The sequence below is a fragment of the Vibrio sp. 10N.261.51.F11 genome, assembly GCF_041471665.1.
Lineage (GTDB): Bacteria > Pseudomonadota > Gammaproteobacteria > Enterobacterales > Vibrionaceae > Vibrio > Vibrio crassostreae_C.
The window spans coordinates 17,041-34,011 of sequence record NZ_JBFROW010000001.1; the positions used below are offsets into that span (position 1 = coordinate 17,041).

Annotated in this window: 15 protein-coding genes and 1 pseudogene; 9 read left to right on the top strand and 7 right to left on the bottom strand. The window is 45.5% G+C overall.

The window, feature by feature from the left end; translation table 11 throughout:
* Positions 1 to 38 precede the first annotated feature (38 nt).
* The gene (locus tag AB4351_RS00085) at positions 39 to 1,829 is read left to right on the top strand and encodes a sigma-54-dependent Fis family transcriptional regulator (RefSeq protein ID WP_372124695.1); all 1,791 of its coding nucleotides are present in this window, start codon (positions 39 to 41) and stop codon (positions 1,827 to 1,829) included.
* A gap of 15 nt (positions 1,830 to 1,844) precedes the next feature.
* On the opposite strand, the gene AB4351_RS00090 is transcribed toward AB4351_RS00085, so the two are convergent.
* Positions 1,845 to 2,696 carry a LysR family transcriptional regulator gene (locus AB4351_RS00090; RefSeq protein ID WP_372124697.1) on the bottom strand — a complete coding sequence of 284 codons (852 nt, stop codon included), beginning with the start codon at positions 2,694 to 2,696 and terminating at the stop codon, positions 1,845 to 1,847.
* Positions 2,697 to 2,813: 117 nt separating this feature from the next.
* Here AB4351_RS00090 and AB4351_RS00095 point away from each other — a divergent pair, with 117 nt between their 5' ends.
* On the top strand, positions 2,814 to 3,461 hold the full coding sequence (locus AB4351_RS00095; protein ID WP_372124700.1) for a glutathione S-transferase family protein: 648 nt from the start codon (positions 2,814 to 2,816) through the stop codon (positions 3,459 to 3,461).
* Positions 3,462 to 3,604: 143 nt separating this feature from the next.
* Entirely contained in the window at positions 3,605 to 5,047 is a 1,443-nt protein-coding gene (locus AB4351_RS00100) for an N-acylglucosamine 2-epimerase (protein WP_136982339.1), read from the top strand.
* A gap of 142 nt (positions 5,048 to 5,189) precedes the next feature.
* On the opposite strand, the gene AB4351_RS00105 is transcribed toward AB4351_RS00100, so the two are convergent.
* The 3 genes from AB4351_RS00105 to AB4351_RS00115 form a co-directional block, all read right to left on the bottom strand.
* Positions 5,190 to 6,635 (bottom strand): sucrose-6-phosphate hydrolase, encoded by a 1,446-nt coding sequence (locus AB4351_RS00105; protein ID WP_372057757.1) that lies wholly within the window; start codon positions 6,633 to 6,635, stop codon positions 5,190 to 5,192.
* Positions 6,632 to 7,591 carry an aminoimidazole riboside kinase gene (locus AB4351_RS00110; protein WP_372124703.1) on the bottom strand — a complete coding sequence of 320 codons (960 nt, stop codon included), beginning with the start codon at positions 7,589 to 7,591 and terminating at the stop codon, positions 6,632 to 6,634. The genes AB4351_RS00105 and AB4351_RS00110 overlap by 4 nt, the downstream gene beginning before the upstream one ends.
* A gap of 195 nt (positions 7,592 to 7,786) precedes the next feature.
* On the bottom strand, positions 7,787 to 9,226 hold the full coding sequence (locus AB4351_RS00115) for a sucrose-specific PTS transporter subunit IIBC (protein WP_017064972.1): 1,440 nt from the start codon (positions 9,224 to 9,226) through the stop codon (positions 7,787 to 7,789).
* 234 nt (positions 9,227 to 9,460) lie between these two features.
* Between AB4351_RS00115 and AB4351_RS00120 the strand changes: the two genes are divergently transcribed.
* On the top strand, positions 9,461 to 10,447 hold the full coding sequence (locus AB4351_RS00120) for a LacI family DNA-binding transcriptional regulator (RefSeq protein WP_017067468.1): 987 nt from the start codon (positions 9,461 to 9,463) through the stop codon (positions 10,445 to 10,447).
* A 134-nt stretch (positions 10,448 to 10,581) separates the two neighbouring features.
* On the opposite strand, the gene AB4351_RS00125 is transcribed toward AB4351_RS00120, so the two are convergent.
* From AB4351_RS00125 to AB4351_RS00135, 3 genes are all read right to left on the bottom strand, one after another.
* On the bottom strand, positions 10,582 to 11,955 hold the full coding sequence (locus AB4351_RS00125; RefSeq protein ID WP_102320859.1) for a carbohydrate porin: 1,374 nt from the start codon (positions 11,953 to 11,955) through the stop codon (positions 10,582 to 10,584).
* Between the two features lie 470 nt (positions 11,956 to 12,425).
* Positions 12,426 to 12,833 (bottom strand): hypothetical protein, encoded by a 408-nt coding sequence (locus AB4351_RS00130; protein ID WP_017054885.1) that lies wholly within the window; start codon positions 12,831 to 12,833, stop codon positions 12,426 to 12,428.
* 139 nt (positions 12,834 to 12,972) lie between these two features.
* Positions 12,973 to 14,304, bottom strand: a complete 1,332-nt coding sequence (locus tag AB4351_RS00135; RefSeq protein WP_017064979.1) for a ferric reductase-like transmembrane domain-containing protein — start codon at positions 14,302 to 14,304, stop codon at positions 12,973 to 12,975.
* 233 nt (positions 14,305 to 14,537) lie between these two features.
* On the opposite strand from AB4351_RS00135, the gene AB4351_RS00140 reads away from it, so the two are divergent.
* The 5 genes and pseudogenes from AB4351_RS00140 to AB4351_RS00160 all read left to right on the top strand — a co-directional run bounded on the left by AB4351_RS00140 (position 14,538) and on the right by AB4351_RS00160 (position 16,882).
* Positions 14,538 to 15,227 carry a flavin reductase family protein gene (locus AB4351_RS00140; protein ID WP_017061618.1) on the top strand — a complete coding sequence of 230 codons (690 nt, stop codon included), beginning with the start codon at positions 14,538 to 14,540 and terminating at the stop codon, positions 15,225 to 15,227.
* An 81-nt stretch (positions 15,228 to 15,308) separates the two neighbouring features.
* Positions 15,309 to 15,827, top strand: a pseudogene (locus tag AB4351_RS00145) (LPD1 domain-containing protein); the annotation flags it as partial.
* A gap of 186 nt (positions 15,828 to 16,013) precedes the next feature.
* Positions 16,014 to 16,271, top strand: a complete 258-nt coding sequence (locus AB4351_RS00150) for a type II toxin-antitoxin system Phd/YefM family antitoxin (protein ID WP_017061616.1) — start codon at positions 16,014 to 16,016, stop codon at positions 16,269 to 16,271.
* Positions 16,261 to 16,527, top strand: coding sequence for a Txe/YoeB family addiction module toxin (locus tag AB4351_RS00155; protein ID WP_372124706.1), 267 nt, complete (start codon positions 16,261 to 16,263; stop codon positions 16,525 to 16,527). The genes AB4351_RS00150 and AB4351_RS00155 overlap by 11 nt, the downstream gene beginning before the upstream one ends.
* Before the next feature lie 31 nt (positions 16,528 to 16,558).
* Positions 16,559 to 16,882 (top strand): DUF4144 domain-containing protein, encoded by a 324-nt coding sequence (locus AB4351_RS00160; RefSeq protein ID WP_372124708.1) that lies wholly within the window; start codon positions 16,559 to 16,561, stop codon positions 16,880 to 16,882.
* Positions 16,883 to 16,971 lie beyond the last annotated feature (89 nt).

Genomic DNA, 16,971 nt, shown 5'->3' on the forward strand with positions numbered 1-16,971 from the left:
AATTGGTACACCCTCACTGTTACGACATGGAACATGTCATGCACCTTCAACAAGCAAACACCTCAGATTGGCTTTCATCCTCTTGGCACCGCAGCACAGAAGCGGGGCTAAAACAGAGACGACTTCCCGAAGACATTCGCCTACCACAATCGATTCTGAAGCAGCGACGTCATCAATCATCGAGCTTGATTCAAATCGTCGAACGTAATGCGCTGCCTTTGTTTAATCAGATGTTTGCTCGTACCGACAGTCGTTTGATTCTGACCGATATTGAAGGGGTGATTCTGGCGAGTTGGGGACAGGAGCGGTTTAAGGAGAAGCTGACATCAATTGCACTCAGCTCAGGAGCGTGTTGGCAGGAACAACTTAAGGGCACCAACGCGATTGGCACCGCGATTGTTGAAGCTAAACCCGTGACCATCATTGGTGAGCAGCACTTCATCCACCAGCATCGATTTATCAGCTGTTCAGCAAGCCCTGTGTTTGATCACCAAGGGAACATGGTTGGCGTATTGGACATTACCAGTGAGCAGCAACAGCACGACAGTTCGGTGCAGCTACTGGTTCAAAATATGGTTCAGCTTGTTGAAAACCAGCTACTGAGCCACATCCCACAAGGCACCACTCGCATCGACCTCGCATGTGAGAAATCGTTATTACACAGTGGTTGGCAAGGGATTGTAATAGCCAATGAAGCTGGGGAGGTGGTGGCACACAATCAGGTCGCCTCTCAACTATTGGATCAAACCTCGATCGTCGGTGAGAGTATCGATACCCTCTTCAACCGAACCTCATTAGACACGCCTTTTGTATTTGAGAAACAACACCTCAAACAACCAACCACCAAACGCACGCGCTCCATTTCAGCATCGTGTGATTTGCACCATGGCGAGCAACAAATCGAACACGCTTGGCAGCAAGCCAACAAGGTAATCGATAAAGGGATCAGTTTGTTGATCTTAGGAGAAACAGGAGTTGGCAAAGGCGAGTTTGTTAAAGCGCTGCACAAGCAAAGCCAGCGTAAGTCTTCGCCCTTGGTAGCGGTAAATTGTGGCGCGCTGCCTAAAGACCTTATCGAATCTGAACTGTTTGGTTACGCGCCGGGCGCCTTTACGGGAGCAAGCCACAAGGGCTTCCAAGGTAAGATCCGTCAAGCAGATAAAGGGATTCTATTTCTAGATGAGATCGCCGACATGCCTTTAGAAGCTCAGTGCCGACTACTGCATGTTCTGCAAGACAAATCCGTGGTGCCAGTTGGTTCCAATCAAAGCTATCAAGTCGATTGTCAGATCATCGCTGCAACTCACAAAAACCTCGAGCAGTTAGTCGCAACAGGTGAGTTTAGGCAAGACCTGTATTACAGACTCAATGGCTTAGCCTTCACCTTGCCAAGCCTACAACACCGACAAGACAAGCACGCTTTAATCGAGCACATTCATCGTAAATACGCCGAAGACGAACAGACAATCTGCCCGCACTTGATGAGCTTACTGTGCGCCTATTCTTGGCCGGGTAATATCCGCGAATTAGACAACTTACTTAAGGTTGCTGCTCTATTAGCAAGTGATGAACCCCAACTCACACTCGAGCATGTGCCCAGCCACCTTGCTCAACATCTCACGTCATTAGCACACGATAATCAGCATCAACTCACGCCTCCTAATACCACCAAAGGTACAGCTAATAACGATTTAAGAAGTACCGTTGAAGAAACCTTGCTGCAAACCTATCAAGCCAACCAAGGCAACATAAGTAAGACTTCGAGAATACTCGGTATCAGCCGCAATACCATTTATCGAAAATTGAAAAGCTTGGGAATCCTCCAATAGGAAGATGAACCTAAGCTACTCAGAACCCAGCTCCACAAGTTGATTGAGCACTTCTTTATCCAATACCGGGTGATGCTTACTCGCTAGGATCAGCACAATATCGACCGAAGGCAACGGCGGCATATCATCAAGAATTTTCAAATCTGAAGTCACGCTTAGCTTACCCATCGCACCAATCGCTAATCCTGCTTTCACGATTGCACGCTGCGCTGAAGCGGTATTGCTACACGCCAATAACTGATAAGGCGTGCCCTGCTTGGTTAAGCCATTCACTGCCGCTGCGTGGTACTTACAATCGGTCTGAAACAAGGCTAGTGGGACTGGTTTAGACTCATCGAATGCATAGTCAGGGCTGCTTATCCAAACACCCACATCATGTGTAAGCCAGTAACCCTCTTCACTATCAGGCGCTCTGGTGACAATCGCCGCATCTAAACGGCCATCATCTAACCACTCTCTGAGGTTAATACTTGGTAGGCTAAATATTTGAATGGAACAGGTAGGTTCTACTTTCTGCAACAGGCGAATCACTTTCGGCAGAATGGTGTCATTGTAGTCTTCAGGGCAGCCGAGTCGCAGAGGTTGTTTGTCTTCGTAACGCTTTACTTGCTTAAGTGCGGTATTGTGAAGGGCGACCAACTGTTCGGCATGAGAACGCAGCGCTAAGCCAGCTTCAGTCAGTATTAAATTACGTCCTTCTTTCTGGAAAAGAGTGACGTTGAGTTCTTCTTCCAACTTACGCATCTGAGCACTGAATGCCGATTGGGTACGATTTATCTGTTTCGCTGCACGAGTGAAACTACTGGTTTCCACAAACGCGAGAAAGCCTCGCAAAGCATCAATATCCATATTGAAATCACCACCCATCGTTTTTATTAATGTATTGCATCAAAATTATCCGTTAGTGCGCCGCAATACAATCCCCTATGCTCAAATGCATGCCCCTAGGCTCAAAGCATATCCACCAAACGCAAGGAAGCAACGATGCAGCTTTATATTGGAAACCAGAACTACTCAACTTGGTCACTGCGCGCATGGCTAATATTCGACAACTACAACCTGAATGCAGAAGTCATCAAGCTCAAGCTGTTCACCTCTGATTTCTACGACACTCTGGCGAAAGTGACACCAACGGCTAAGGTTCCAACCCTAGTTGATGGTGACGTTGCAGTGTGGGATTCATTGGCCATTCTCGAATACGTTAACGACGCCCACTTGAACGGCGAAGCATGGCCCAGTTCAGTGAAAGAGCGCGCCCTAGCTCGTGCTATATCGGCAGAAATGCACTCTGGTTTTTTTGCCGTCAGAAATGAAATGCCAATGAACTGCCGCGCACAACGAAAGCTCACACTCAGTGAAGAAGCACTAAAAGACATCGCTCGTATCGACGCCATTTGGTCGACACAGATGGAGCAATACCCAGAGGGATGGCTGTTTGGTGAATGGTCGATTGCCGATGCGATGTTTGCACCTGTGGCTTTACGTGTAGAAACCTATGGCATCCAGCTTTCGGACAAAGCCCAACAGTATCAACAACGTGTGCTTAACAGTCCATCGATACAAAAATGGCTGGCAGAGGCAAGCTTAGAAACCGATGTGGTTGAAGAAGATGAGGCGGGCAAGCCAGTATAAAATACAAGACACACTTCCAAAGCTCACTAGTCTGTGAGCTTTTATCTAAACCTTATTAATTTGGTCGATTGTGATCGCCTAATCACAATGTGCAGATGTGATTGTTTATATTCAAAGAAATTCAAATAGTTAAGATAAACATCATGTTACGAGCAACGATCGCATTACTCAGTATTACTAGCTTCGCCGTATCTGCCAACGCCCATCTTCCTTCTGGAGAAGAGTGGCTCAACCATGCGACTGAAGGGCTTGCACCTTATTGGTTAATGCCTAGCGCTCAAGGAGAACCGGTAGGAAACTTCCCTACTTTCCGCTGTGATGACGGTACCTTGCTCGATGTTTCTGATGTGTGCCATGAACTAAACAAAGGCTGGATCACGCCACACTTTGGCAAAGAGTTTACGCGCATGAAGTCACGTCAAACTTATGCCTATGGCGTGCTCTACCACCTTAGTGGCGATAAGCAGGCTTTAGCGCTTGCCAAGCAAGGAGCCTACTACATCATTGATCAGCTAGAAGATAAGCAAAACGGCGGCTTTATCGGCTACACAAAAGAGGGAAAAGTAGGCCAAAATTGGCAGCAGCGTACTTCTCAAGATCAAGCGTATGCATTAGTTGGCCTTGCCATGTACTACTACCTGACTCAAGACAAAAAGGTAGAAGAAGCACTCATCGCACAACAAGCTTTTATCTTTGATAAATATCGACTTAGCGACAACAGCGGTCTTGCTTGGGTACTTGCGGATGGTGAAGATGGCAAAGCCACACAGCGTGAACTGGTCGCGCAACTTGATCAGATTAACGGTTACATGCTGTTAGTCGCTCCCCTGCTAAAAGAGCCCACCAAGACAAGATGGCTTGATGATCTAAGTTGGCTGACACAAACCATGGTCGAGCACTACCACTCTGAAGATGAACAACGCTTCTACGGGGCCATTCACAGCAAAGCCGCCAAGATGCCGAATGCTAATCACAACGATTTTGGGCACACCATCAAAGCGTATTGGATGACTTACCTTACAGGCCAAACATTGAATAACTCTGAATGGAAAGAGTTTGGCATCAAAGGGATGAAACACACTCTCGTTCATGCGCAATATCAGAAAAATTTCGTGAGTGTATCCCAATATTATGGCGAAGAGCTTCAGAAAGCGTGGAAAGGACAAGAGATAACTGGCTGGCAAAGCAGACCAAACACAAATTGGGCTTCATCATGGGAATGGGCGGAGCTTGATCAAGCAGCAATGACGGTTTCACTTGTCGATGATTCAATGAAAGACGTCCTGCAATACACCCTACCCACTTTTCATGATGTATGGGTCGACCATAAATACGGCGGTGTCGGGCTTGAGCCAAAACGCACCAAAGCTTTCCATTGGGGCAACGGTTATCACCAGTTTGAACATGCGCTGATTGGCTATCTATACGCACAGCAAGTTGACGCGAAGCCAGCAGTATTGCATTACGCAAGGCCGACCAACAGCGAGATGCCAATGGAACCGTATTACTATCAAGGCGATGTGGTGGAGCTATTGAATAAAGATGACGGAACGCAGAAGGTCAGTTTCAATAACATTCGACCTTAGCGTTGGTTGTTTGTTCTAAATGGACTTGAGATTCAGGGCTACGGGGAATGGACAAGGTCAAAGAGTTAGCACAATAGTGATGTCGCAGACCAAACAAAAGCCGCTGTTGATCAGCGGCTTTCTTGATGGAGATAAGCGGAGGTTAGTTGTCCAACCCTTTAATTGGGTTCATCGAGTGATAAACGGTGTTCACGTCACCAGTCATCGACAATGAACTCAAGTCATCAATGAAGAAACGGCTGGTCATTGTGTGCTTACCGCCATTGATAAAGATTTCGATCACTGACTTATCAACATAAACCTCGATGATTTGCTTGGTGCTCAACCTCGGTGCTTTTCTCACTGAGCCAAACTCTTCCGCGTAGAGCTGAGACATCTTACTGCGATCAAGCATGAACTCCTTTTCTGTAGCACTGAATACGATGTTATCACCCGCAACGTTAGTAAGTGTAAACTCAAACTCGTCAGTATCCGTTTCGAGCTCAACCATGAAGCTGGTTGTATCCAATTCAAGAGCATTTTCAACCACCACAGCTTCACCCTGTAGCGCTTTCAATTCAGGTAAAGCAGACTGAACAAGATAGCCATCTTGGATTTGAAGTTCGCGTGGTAACGACAACATGCCCGCCCACTGATACTCATTAGATGGTGTATCAATCTCAGGCAGACCAATCCAAGCAATCAGAATACGGCGGCCTGTATCATCTAAATAAGTCTGTGGTGCATAGAAATCGAAGCCATAATCTGGCTGCGCAATATCTTGGTGGTTTTCCAGTTCTACCGAATCGAGATTTAAGCGGTCACCGACGATATAAGCCACCGAGTAGATATTTTTGAAATCGTATGGATTTTCGCTAGACACACCTTGTGGAGAAAACAGCATCACCGACTGATTCTCTATTTCAAAGAAATCTGGGCATTCCCACATATAGCCAAGGTTGTTGTAACGAGTTTGAATTGGACCTTTGTGCTGCCAATTCATCAGGTCTCGGCTGCAATATAGCGCCATAGAGCCAGTATTTTGAGGCGTTTGAGCACCCACAACCATCAGATAATCGCCGCCCTGTTTCCACACTTTTGGGTCTCGGAAATGTTCGGTGTAGTGATCGTTTTCGATAACCACGCCGTGCTTTTCTATTTTGCCGTCAGCAGACATCTTGGCAAAACATTGAGTTGGCACTCGCAACCAATTTCCATCGCGCTTGTTACCTGTAAAAAACAACAATGCATTGTCGTTTTCAACCAATGCACCACCAGAGTAAACACCGTGAGAGTCGTAATCTTGGTCTGGGTGCAAGCCAATACCGTGGTCTTCGAAATGAACGAAGTCTTTGGTAGAAAGGTGGTACCAGTACTTCATACCATGGACGGGGCCAACTGGCGTCCATTGGTAAAATAGGTGGTGTTCACCATTAAAGAAACACAGACCATTCGGATCATTAAGCAGACCAAACTTAGGCGCAATATGGTAGCTTGGATAGCCAGAGTCTTGTTTGCGAAGCTCTACCATCGCATCAATACTCTCTAGAGAAATATCTTCTATACGGCGATATCTTTGCTCTACTGTCCAGTTCGAGTTCAAACTCATACACTCTCCTCTACGGCATTCGTATTTGAAGAGTCTTTTTGAATAAACTGAGTAAGAGCTTCTTGCGTTGGAAGTGCGGTCATTGCGCCTTTTTGCGTGGTCGCCAGTGCACCACACCCATTCGCCCACTGAATTGCAGAATCGACGACTTGTTGATTGTTCCACTCATCATCTTGAGAAAGCTTTGCAAGCAAACCGCCAACAAAAGCATCGCCTGCACCCGTGGTATCCACTGGCGTCACTGAGCGACCTGAAATCAACACACCTTGGTTTTCAAATACTCGCCAAACGCCTTTCGCGCCCTGCGTAACCAGAACAAGCGTGTTGTTAAGATCTGCAATGTTAGCCAAACCTTGTTCCATCGAAGTTGAATCGGTTAAGAAATCCAGTTCTTCTTCTGAGAATTTAACCACATCAGCCAATTCAACCGCTTTCATGACCACAGACTTAATTTTAGATGGGTTTTGCCACACTTCATCACGAAGGTTTGGATCGAAGCTGATGTAACCGCCCGCGGCTTTCATACGTCGGATCGCTTCGAAGGTACTGCTTCGGCTTGGTTCATTAGCCAAAGAGATCGAGCAGACGTGTAGCCACTCGTTTTTCTTAAATTCGGGAATGTCTTCAACAGACATAAACTGGTCGGCACTTGGCTTAACCATAAACGTAAAGCTACGCTCGCCTTGGTCATCAAGATCGACCACCACGGTTGACGTGCGTTGTTCAGGGTCCTTCACCAAACGCTCGGTATTCACACCTTCCTTTTGCAGAGTCACTTCCATAAAAGTGCCAAACGGATCGTTACCCACTCGGCCAAAAAATGCGCTTTTGCCTAAAAGGCGAGAAATCGCTACCGCGACATTAGCAGGCGCACCGCCCGGACATTTCAATAATGTCGCGTCAGTCTCCGGAATGAGGTCGACGACGGCGTCTCCAGTTACCCAAACTTGATTCATCTTTCTTACCTTAAAACTGAAAATCATGACAACCGAAAGCGATGGTAATCGAAAGCAGTAGCAACCAAAAGCAAGGTGACACTTCACGCTGTCATGTAAAAATATAAAAAGGCTAGCTAAGCCAAATCACCTAGCTAGCACCCCAAAGCTTAGGAAATGAAGTGAAAAGGGGGGCTTCACTTCTAGGGAAAAACGTTAAGCTGTTGCTTTAATGTTTTGCTTGCTGCGCTCGCGCAGACCTAAAACAACGGTCAGAGCAAAGGCAGTCACGAACGCGATAATCATACCTACCACGTAGTAGCCAATCTTTTCTGGTGATATTGAGATGATGCCAGGAATACCCGCCGCACCCAGTGCTTGTGCTTTCACATTGAACATCGTGATAAACGCGCTTGAAATCGCAGCGGCACAAACCGCAGCAATGAATGGATAGCGAAGCTTCAAGTTCACACCGAACATTGCAGGTTCAGTAATACCAAGCAAGCCAGTCACACCAGAAGGAATCGCGATACCTTTCATTTTCTTATCTTTACTCATGAAACCAACCGCCAGTGCCGCTGCACCTTGTGACACGTTAGACATCGCCGCGATAGGGAAGATGAACGTACCGCCAGTCGTTGCGATATCCGCAAGCAGCTGAGTTTCAATAGCAATAAAGCTATGGTGCATACCAGTAATAACAAACGGCGCATAAATCAAACCAAACACCGCACCGCCAATGAAGCCAGCACTGTTGTATAACCAATTTAGGCCGTCACCAAGCAGGAAGCCGATATCACGAGTAAATGGACCAACAATCGTGAATGTTAACAAACCAGTTATGAAAATCGCCAATAGCGGCGTTAGCAAGTTATCCAGAACCGAAGGAATAACTTTACGCAGCCCAAGCTCAACTTTCGCTAGAATAAACGCAGAAACAAGAACGGGTAGTACTGAACCTTGATAGCCTACTTTCTCGATTTCGAAACCTAAAATGTTCCAAACCGGAATGCTGCCCGACACTGATGCGCCACCGAAGCCCCAGCCGTTAAGCAAGTCTGGGTGAACCATCAACATACCTAAAGCCGCGCCAAGGTATGGGTTACCACCAAACTTCTTACTCGCTGAAAATGCTAATAAAATAGGTAAGTACACAAAAGGAGCATTAGCAAATGTATTGATCATGTTTGCTAAGTCGGTCAAACCCGGATTAGCGTCGATTAAAGATTTGCCATCAATGAATAAGCCTTGAGCCGTCAATAGGTTGTAGATACCCATCAACAAACCACCAGCAACAATCGCCGGAATGATTGGTACAAAAATATCAGACAGGCCTTTCACCGCGCGTTGCAGGATATTTTGGTTGTCAGCACCTGCAGACGCCACATCGTTGGTCGACATTTCCGTCATTTCAGTCAGCTTAGCCAACTCAGCATAAACTTGGTTTACGATGCCTGAGCCAAAGATGATCTGATATTGACCTGCCACTTTAAACTGGCCCTTAACCCCTTCTAGGTTATCAATCGCCTGTTCATCAATTTTATCTTGGTCTGCAACCGCAAGACGCAGACGAGTCGCGCAGTGTGCGAGTGCGGTGATATTACTTTTACCACCTAATAGAGAAAGCAGCTCTTTTGCTATTTTTGGATAATTCATTACATACCCCATTGGATTATCATTTGAGCTTTTGAATTTTCGGGAACGTTTGCAAAACAAATTTTTGCCTAGAAATAACAAATGATCAAAGATAACTGCTCAATAGTGTGAGAATGATCTTCAAATTATCTCCCTAGGATAAGAAGACAGGGTTAAAATCCCCTAATAACAGGTAAATTTGATGCTCTGTTTGCAAACAATCCCAAAACTAAAATTACAATTGGATAATGAATAATGGCTAGTCTTCATGATGTCGCTCGTCTCGCTGGAGTTTCCAAGTCGACGGTTTCAAGAGTAATCAATGATGAGTATGGCGTAAAAGACGCGACCAAGGTGAAGGTGCGTAAAGCGGTTGAAGAGTGTGGCTATCTCCCAAACCAAGTCGCTAAAGACTTAAAGTCCCAAAAAACCAACCTGGTTGGCGTGATTGTTCCTAGGGTTTCTTCCCATGCCACCTCTCAGGGTGTCGATGGTTTAACCGCCGTCTTAGAGCAAGCGGGCAAGCATGTATTATTAGCGAGCACACACCAAACACACCATAAAGAACTTGAATATATTCAGATATTTAACCAGAAGCGTGTTGAAGGCATCATCCTGTACGCGACCCACCTCGACAACCAATTAGTCAAAGCGATTCAAAGCTCTGCCGTACCCGTGGTATTGGTTGGTCAAGACGGGTCAATGTTTAACATCCCAAGCATTGTGCACGACGACACTCGCGTAGGGTTTGAAGCGGGTAATCGCCTCATAGCGAAAGCTTGTAAGCATATGGGATTCATCGGTGTGCAAGGTGATGATATTGCGGTTGATAAGATGAGATCGGAAGGCTTCGCTCAATCGCTTCAATTTAACGACCTCACACTGCAATTTCACGCCCGTGGCGACTTCACCATAGAATCAGGTTACCAACTGGCGAAGCAGTATCTCAAGGAGCACACCAAGCTCGACGGCCTATTCTGCGCCACTGACCGTATCGCAATCGGTGCGATCAGAGCAATTCAAGAAGCGGGCCTCGTTCCAGGAAAGGATGTCTTGGTACTCGGCGTGGGTGATGATGAACTTGCTTCAGTATGCACACCAACGCTGTCTACGTTTAACTATGCGTTTGATAAAGCGGGAGAAAATGGAGCCAAGCTGCTACTCGACCGTATTGAGAAAAAAGGCTTTGAAATGAGCAAGATGGTGTTGACCTTCACCACTATTGACCGAGAGTCTTGCTAGCGATTTATTTCAGAGATCAGGTTATCCCAAGATAAAAAATGCCAACCTTCGAGTTGAAACGATAAGGTTGGCATTTGGTGATGCGACTATCACATCATGAGTAACACTCTCTATCTAAACGATATATCAAGCAATTAGAACCAAGTTTCCATCTGCAGTGCAAACAGAACCTCGCCGCCCTCTCCCATCGTTGCAGCATCTGCTTCAGTGCTAATCGAGTAACCATTCAGGTCTTCACTCCAATCCACATAGCTCACAGCGAAACGCAGTTCAGGCCTATCAAAGAAACCAGTGCTAGTTGAAAGCTTGAGTGTTGGTGCAACTGTCGCTTTGTAGAAACCGCCGCTCGCTTGCTCTGTCGAGTTGTCTAAATCCATGTATTGCAATGAACCTTCGTAAACCATCTCAAAGTTCTCTGTGAACTCTTGAGCTAATCGAACGTTTAAAGAAGCCCATGTGAACTCGTCATTCTTCTTCAAACGATCTTGGCTATGCTCTGCCATTAATGCAGGTGCTAAGCGCCAGTTGTCGCCAATGCGAGTGACACCGTAGCTAAACAGGCGAACGGCTTTCGCGTCATCCAGTAGATCACCATTTGAACCGATGCCTTTTAGCTCTGCACCTAGGCCACTACCCACTAACATACCCGTTTTAGAGAAGCCTTCGCTCAGACCAAAGAAGTTGTCTCCATGGTACGCAAACATTGCGTGTACACCGCTTTCAGCTGCGCCATTTAGGCGGCTATCGTTGTCTGCTGAGGTCATACCGCTCAACATCACTTGCCATTGGCCAATACGGTTATTCATGGTTGCAATGTAGTTTTCTACATCTGTTGACGAGCTATCAATCTCACCAAAATCTCGGCCATAAATAGAGAAATTCGCTTTCCAGTTGTCGCTCATCTGAACGTCATAAACGCCCGCACCAGTACCTGATAAGAAGACAATATCCGAATCGAAAAAGTGAATATCAAAGTTGTCGCGATCGAATCGTTTACCCGCCCAAAACGTTGCTTCAGAAAACGCTTCAGATTCAGAGAACATGCTCAGACGGTTCAGTTCTGAATACACTTGTCGCACATTCAACTGGCTTTCGCTGGCAGTCCACTCGTTATTTGTCTCAGTACTGTCGGCCAACATGATGCGAAACAAAGCACTAGAGCCATCGTCTGCAAATCGCTTATGAATCAAGTTCGCTTCAACGTAATGATCATCTTCAACACCAAGACGTCCAATTGGAGCTCCAATGGCACCCGCCGCTGTCATGTAAGGACCAGTACCTGTCGCGCCGTTTAGGTCGTCGTTGATCAATAACCCAGAGCGAGCATAGCCGTGAAACTCAAACGAAGAAGCCTTTTCATTGGCCTCGGTAGAGACCTGCTCTGTTTGTGCAACCCTTTGTTCTAATTCATTAATACGTTGCTCTAATGCTGCAACGTCTTCACTTGCTAATACCGATGTAGTCATTAGCCCCATTGTTACAGCAACCGCTAAAATGTGTCGTTTCATTCTGATGTTCTCACGTTAATTGCTTTGGATTATTTGCAAACGTTCCCAAAACAATTCGTAAGCACATTTCGGCTTATACTTTTGATGTATAAGCTCTATATCGAAGAAGAAATAGAAATCAGTCGTGTTGATTACTTCACTTTTGTATCTGAGTGGATGATAGATCGATAATTTCGGGAACGTTACCGAAAATGCATAATTCTGATAACTTTGTCACAAGTGAAATTGATTAATGGGCGAAAAATAGTGTATCGCGCACATTAGATATCTCAGAAAAATAGAGAGAAAATCCAGTACGAGAATTAGGAAAGGCGCTAAAAAATGCAACAGGTTGGCTATAAAAATTAAAGCCTGAGAAGCGATTTTTCAGGCTTTAGAAAGGCGTTCATTGATAACAATAGGTCGTTTTTTGAAAAGTGTATGACATTAACTAACGTGACAGTTTATAGAAGAATAAAGCGTTTAAAAGACTACTTTCTCTTACCCTGCTCCACCAACTTTTCATTCCATGCCGTATTGCCGTCACGCTTAGAGACATCGTACTCCGCACAGAACTGAGATATGGTCATATTGTTATCGCCAGTGGCAAGCTTGAGAGCCAACTGAACTTGTTGAAGCTTGCTTTGCAGTCGCAAGATTTGACCAGCATTTGGGCTTTTCTCTTTGGCGTATTTTAAAGCCGCATGCTTACGTTCTGCCGCGCCCGCTCGGCGATCTGCTTCTGATAACAGATACTTGAGTTGAGCAACACTCTTGCCTTTCTTGAAGGCAGGATCAAGCAACTCAACGCATTCATCAAACGATGGATCGATAACGTATGGGTCAACTTTATGAGCTTGTTGGCGCATCCATTCGAGTGCGAGTTTTTCATCTGACATAATTACATCTTTACCAAAGAAACAGCCCTATATGGTATCGCTCAATAGCAAACCGCTGCAATAACAAATTGAGTGACTTTACGCCTTTTTACACTGTGCCGATTGACTAATTTAACAATCACAGCTCCAATAGTTGGCTTTAACGCATCACAAACAGCTCTTCGTGGTAGTGCTTTTCAATATCAAATTGATAGGTGTCTAATTCTTTTTTCAGTGATGTAGAGAACAACTCCGGCCCGCAGAAATACATCTCGTACTCGTTGAGGTCGCCACATTGATTGACAATTCTTCCGGCGTTTAGCCGCGGTGAGTGCAAGGTATCTATCACGGTCAACTTCACACCAACCGCGTGTGCTAGGTGCCACAACTCATCGATTAATTGCTTATCAACACCGCGAGTACAATAAAACAGTTGAATACGAGGATGATCTCGTTCTGTTTTGAGCGCTTCAAGTGTTGCAAAAAACGACGCTATCCCGACACCACCAGCAATCCAAATTTGTGGCTTGCTTAGGTCAAAATAAAGTCGACCATAGGGTCCTTCAACCGTAACCGCATCGCCCGCTTTCACTCGTTCATATAGGCCATTAGTAAAATCACCCAGCTCTTTGATCAAAAAGCGCAACTCTGGATCATCACTGCCAGAAACAATGGTAAACGGATGCGGGTCTTCATTACCGAAACGCAAGTACGCAAACTGCCCAGCTTTGTGACCTTGCCAAGATGCCTCCGGTTTTAACACCAGCTCCATCACTTCAGCTTGTGGAAAATAGCGAGTCGAGATAATCGTCGCTGAGTGACGATTACGACGCCCAACCAAGCCCAACAAACTGTAAATCGCTGCGATAGACCCAGCCAAAGCAAATGCCACAGTTAGATAATAAATAGGTTCTCCCCAATACGCTCGTTTAAGCAGGATTACTGAGTGGAAAGCGATAAACAGGTACGCAACCGACATCAGACGGTGCGACAATTTAAACGGTTTGTACTTCACTGCCGCCCATAGTGACGCCACCAGTAAAATGAGCAACAAGTAGAAGCCCCACTCGCCAATACTCTGAGCAATACCGCGTAATTCATTGACCCATAACTCCCATCCAGTCAAAACAGCTTGCGGCCCTGAACCATCGTGTCGAACAGGCTTATCTAACACACCAGACACCACCAATGACTTAGGTATTTGGTACCACAACCAGTGTGTCACACCCAGTGCAACACCACCGATACCGAGCCATTTATGGACTCGATATGCTTTATCCATACCTTTCAGCCAATTCTCAACCATAGGCAAACGCATCGCCAAGATCATTGTGATGGACATTAACACCAGAGACAAAATACCTGAGTACTGAATCATGGCTGAGCGCCATTCAAAGACATCGCTTGAAGCGAATAATTGCGGTTCCATCGCAAACCAAAAGGCTGACATTGTGGCAATCATTGCCCAAATGATATTGCGGACTGTTTTCATTTGTTAACACTCATAAAGACGACATCATTACTTTAGCTCCTGTGATGTAAAGGGACGTCAACGTACGTAAATCTATGCAAAGGATCTCGTTCATTGTGCTGTAGCAGAGATAAAAGAGACAAACTGCCCACGGCCAATAAGCGCTCTTTGATCGATAAAAGCGGATTCTTCGTACATATAAGTCCGTTAGTGAGCATGCTCGAAGATAACAATAAATGAGAAGAAGAGAAGATATGAAGGACATGACCCTTTCTAAACAAGATATCCAAACAATGGACCCGCGCCACCGCATTCGTTTGGTTAACTCCCTATCTGGATTTAAAAGCGCCAACCTAATTGGTACTTGTGATAAACAGGGGCTTGAAAACCTTGCGATAGTGAGCTCTGTCATTCACCTAGGGTCTGATCCCGCGCTGCTTGGTTTTATTGTTCGCCCAGATAAAAGCCGACGTCATACGCTAGAAAACATCCTAGAAACTAAGTACTTCACCGTTAACAGCATTGGTGCTGACTTTGTTAAAAAGGCCCATCAAACCTCGGCTCGCTACCCTAAACCAGTCTCAGAATTCAACGCGGTCGGCTTAACGGCCTATTATGACGACACATTCCCCGCTCCCTTCGTCTTGGAGAGCAGTTTAAAGATAGGGTTAGCGTTCAAAGAACAGATAACAATCGAAAGCAATCAAACGCAAATGTTGATCGGTGAAGTTATAACGATTCACGCACCCAAACGCGCCGTGATGCCGGATGGCTACCTTGATTTAGAAGCGTTGGATTTGGTCACGGTATCAGGGCTTGATAGCTACCACGTAACTCAAAGACTGCACCGATTAAGCTATGCAAAACCACAACAGCCACTCTTTCCACTCACTCGTGAAGGTAACCCAACTTCATGGGAAGCTTTCGAACTCAATCTAAACTAATTTTGTTCGGCAATTTGCTATCAAAAGTGCTAACGTCCTTTAATTCCAAGAGATGCATCTCACACAGGCGCATCTCACTGAGCACACTATGCCCCGAACCAACGAGAATTAGCCCTCGCGAAGAATGCCGGAGCTGGCGCGCTCGCTCACGAGTTTTGGCATGCATTTGACCACTATATCGCTGAGAAAGCGTTTGAAATCGGCGATACCTCTGGCCCTCGCAAGCAGATCCTGTTCGCCAGCGACTGTTGGTTGCACGATAGAACGGTGCGACCTCATCCATTAAACGAGAGTTTGATGTCTCTGTTTGATGCCACACTGCTTAGCGACAATAACTTGGACAAACACGATTATGTGGCTCGCAGTGTGATTGCCGACAAAGCGATGTCTGCCCGTTACTTCTCACTACCCACAGAGATGATGGCGCGCGCTTTTGAATCCGTGATTGAATCGTGTTCCGATATCAAGAACGCTTATCTAGTGGATGGCACAACCAAGCCTGATATGTACCCCGTGTATCCTGATATGGCGCACCGAGAACAGATATACCAAGCCCTGCAAGGTTACTTCGCACCATTAGGCCGATCTTTGAGTAAATAGCATTTTGAGTCAGTAACTCTCTGCATATTTACAATGAATGACATGTACCATAAGTTGATCATGTGTAAGCTCTGATATAACATGTACAACAAGCGGAACATGTAGAATAGTTAATTCATGAATGATTAACTATTCTGTGTATATAGAAAGATTAAACATATCCAAAAACAACAGGGTAAATAAGTGATGAATATTGTTTCTTTTACTGAGGCCAGAAATAGCCTTAAGTCTGTGCTCGATAGAGTGGTAGACGATTCTGATGTTACGGTAATAACCAGACGAGATTCAGAAGATGCAGTGGTCATGTCTCTTGATCATTTTAATTCAATGCAAGAAACCTTGTACCTTATGAGCTCGCCTAAAAACGCTGAAAGATTGGCTGAATCTATTGCTCAACTCGAAGCCGGAAATACAACCGTTCGAGAATTGAATAATGACGAATGATCGAAAGATTGTATTTACAGATAATGCTTGGGAAGATTACCTATACTGGCAAACCCAAGACAAGAAAACGCTCAAGAAACTAAATAAGTTGATTGAATCCGCCAAAAGAACGCCCTTTGAAGGGATTGGAAAGCCGGAGCCACTAGTCGGCAACCTGTCTGGCTTTTGGTCAAGACGAATCGATGACAAGAATCGATTAGTGTATAAAGCAGATGACGATAACTTTTATATAATTGCTTGTCGTCACCACTATTAAAAGCAGTAAGCAGCACATAGAAAGGGCAGTAATGATCAGTTGGCCATCTTTGGTAAAACTCGACGGTGATGATGAGCTTATTTACGTCGCGTCAGAACAAGATTTCCAGGTGGAATGCTCAGATATGATCTTGGGCGAAGATGATTACCTCATCGATTCAGTTGGCGACAGCTACTCGCTACAATCAAACTCAAACCAACTGGGTTTAGCTAAACGAGCTGAGCAGTATTCGGTTGAAAGCGTGACTAAACTGATTCGAAACCACGAGTTTCAAAAAGCTGAAGTGTGCCTGATGAAGATCCACTTCCTAACGATTGAAGAAGCAATTCAGTCGCTGGCTTTTGAGGCTCGCTAATACTGCTTAAGAGCTCGTATCAAAGCGAATCCCCAAGACAGATTAAACAAAAACAGCGCCAATTCAGGCGCTAATGCCGTTCACTTAAG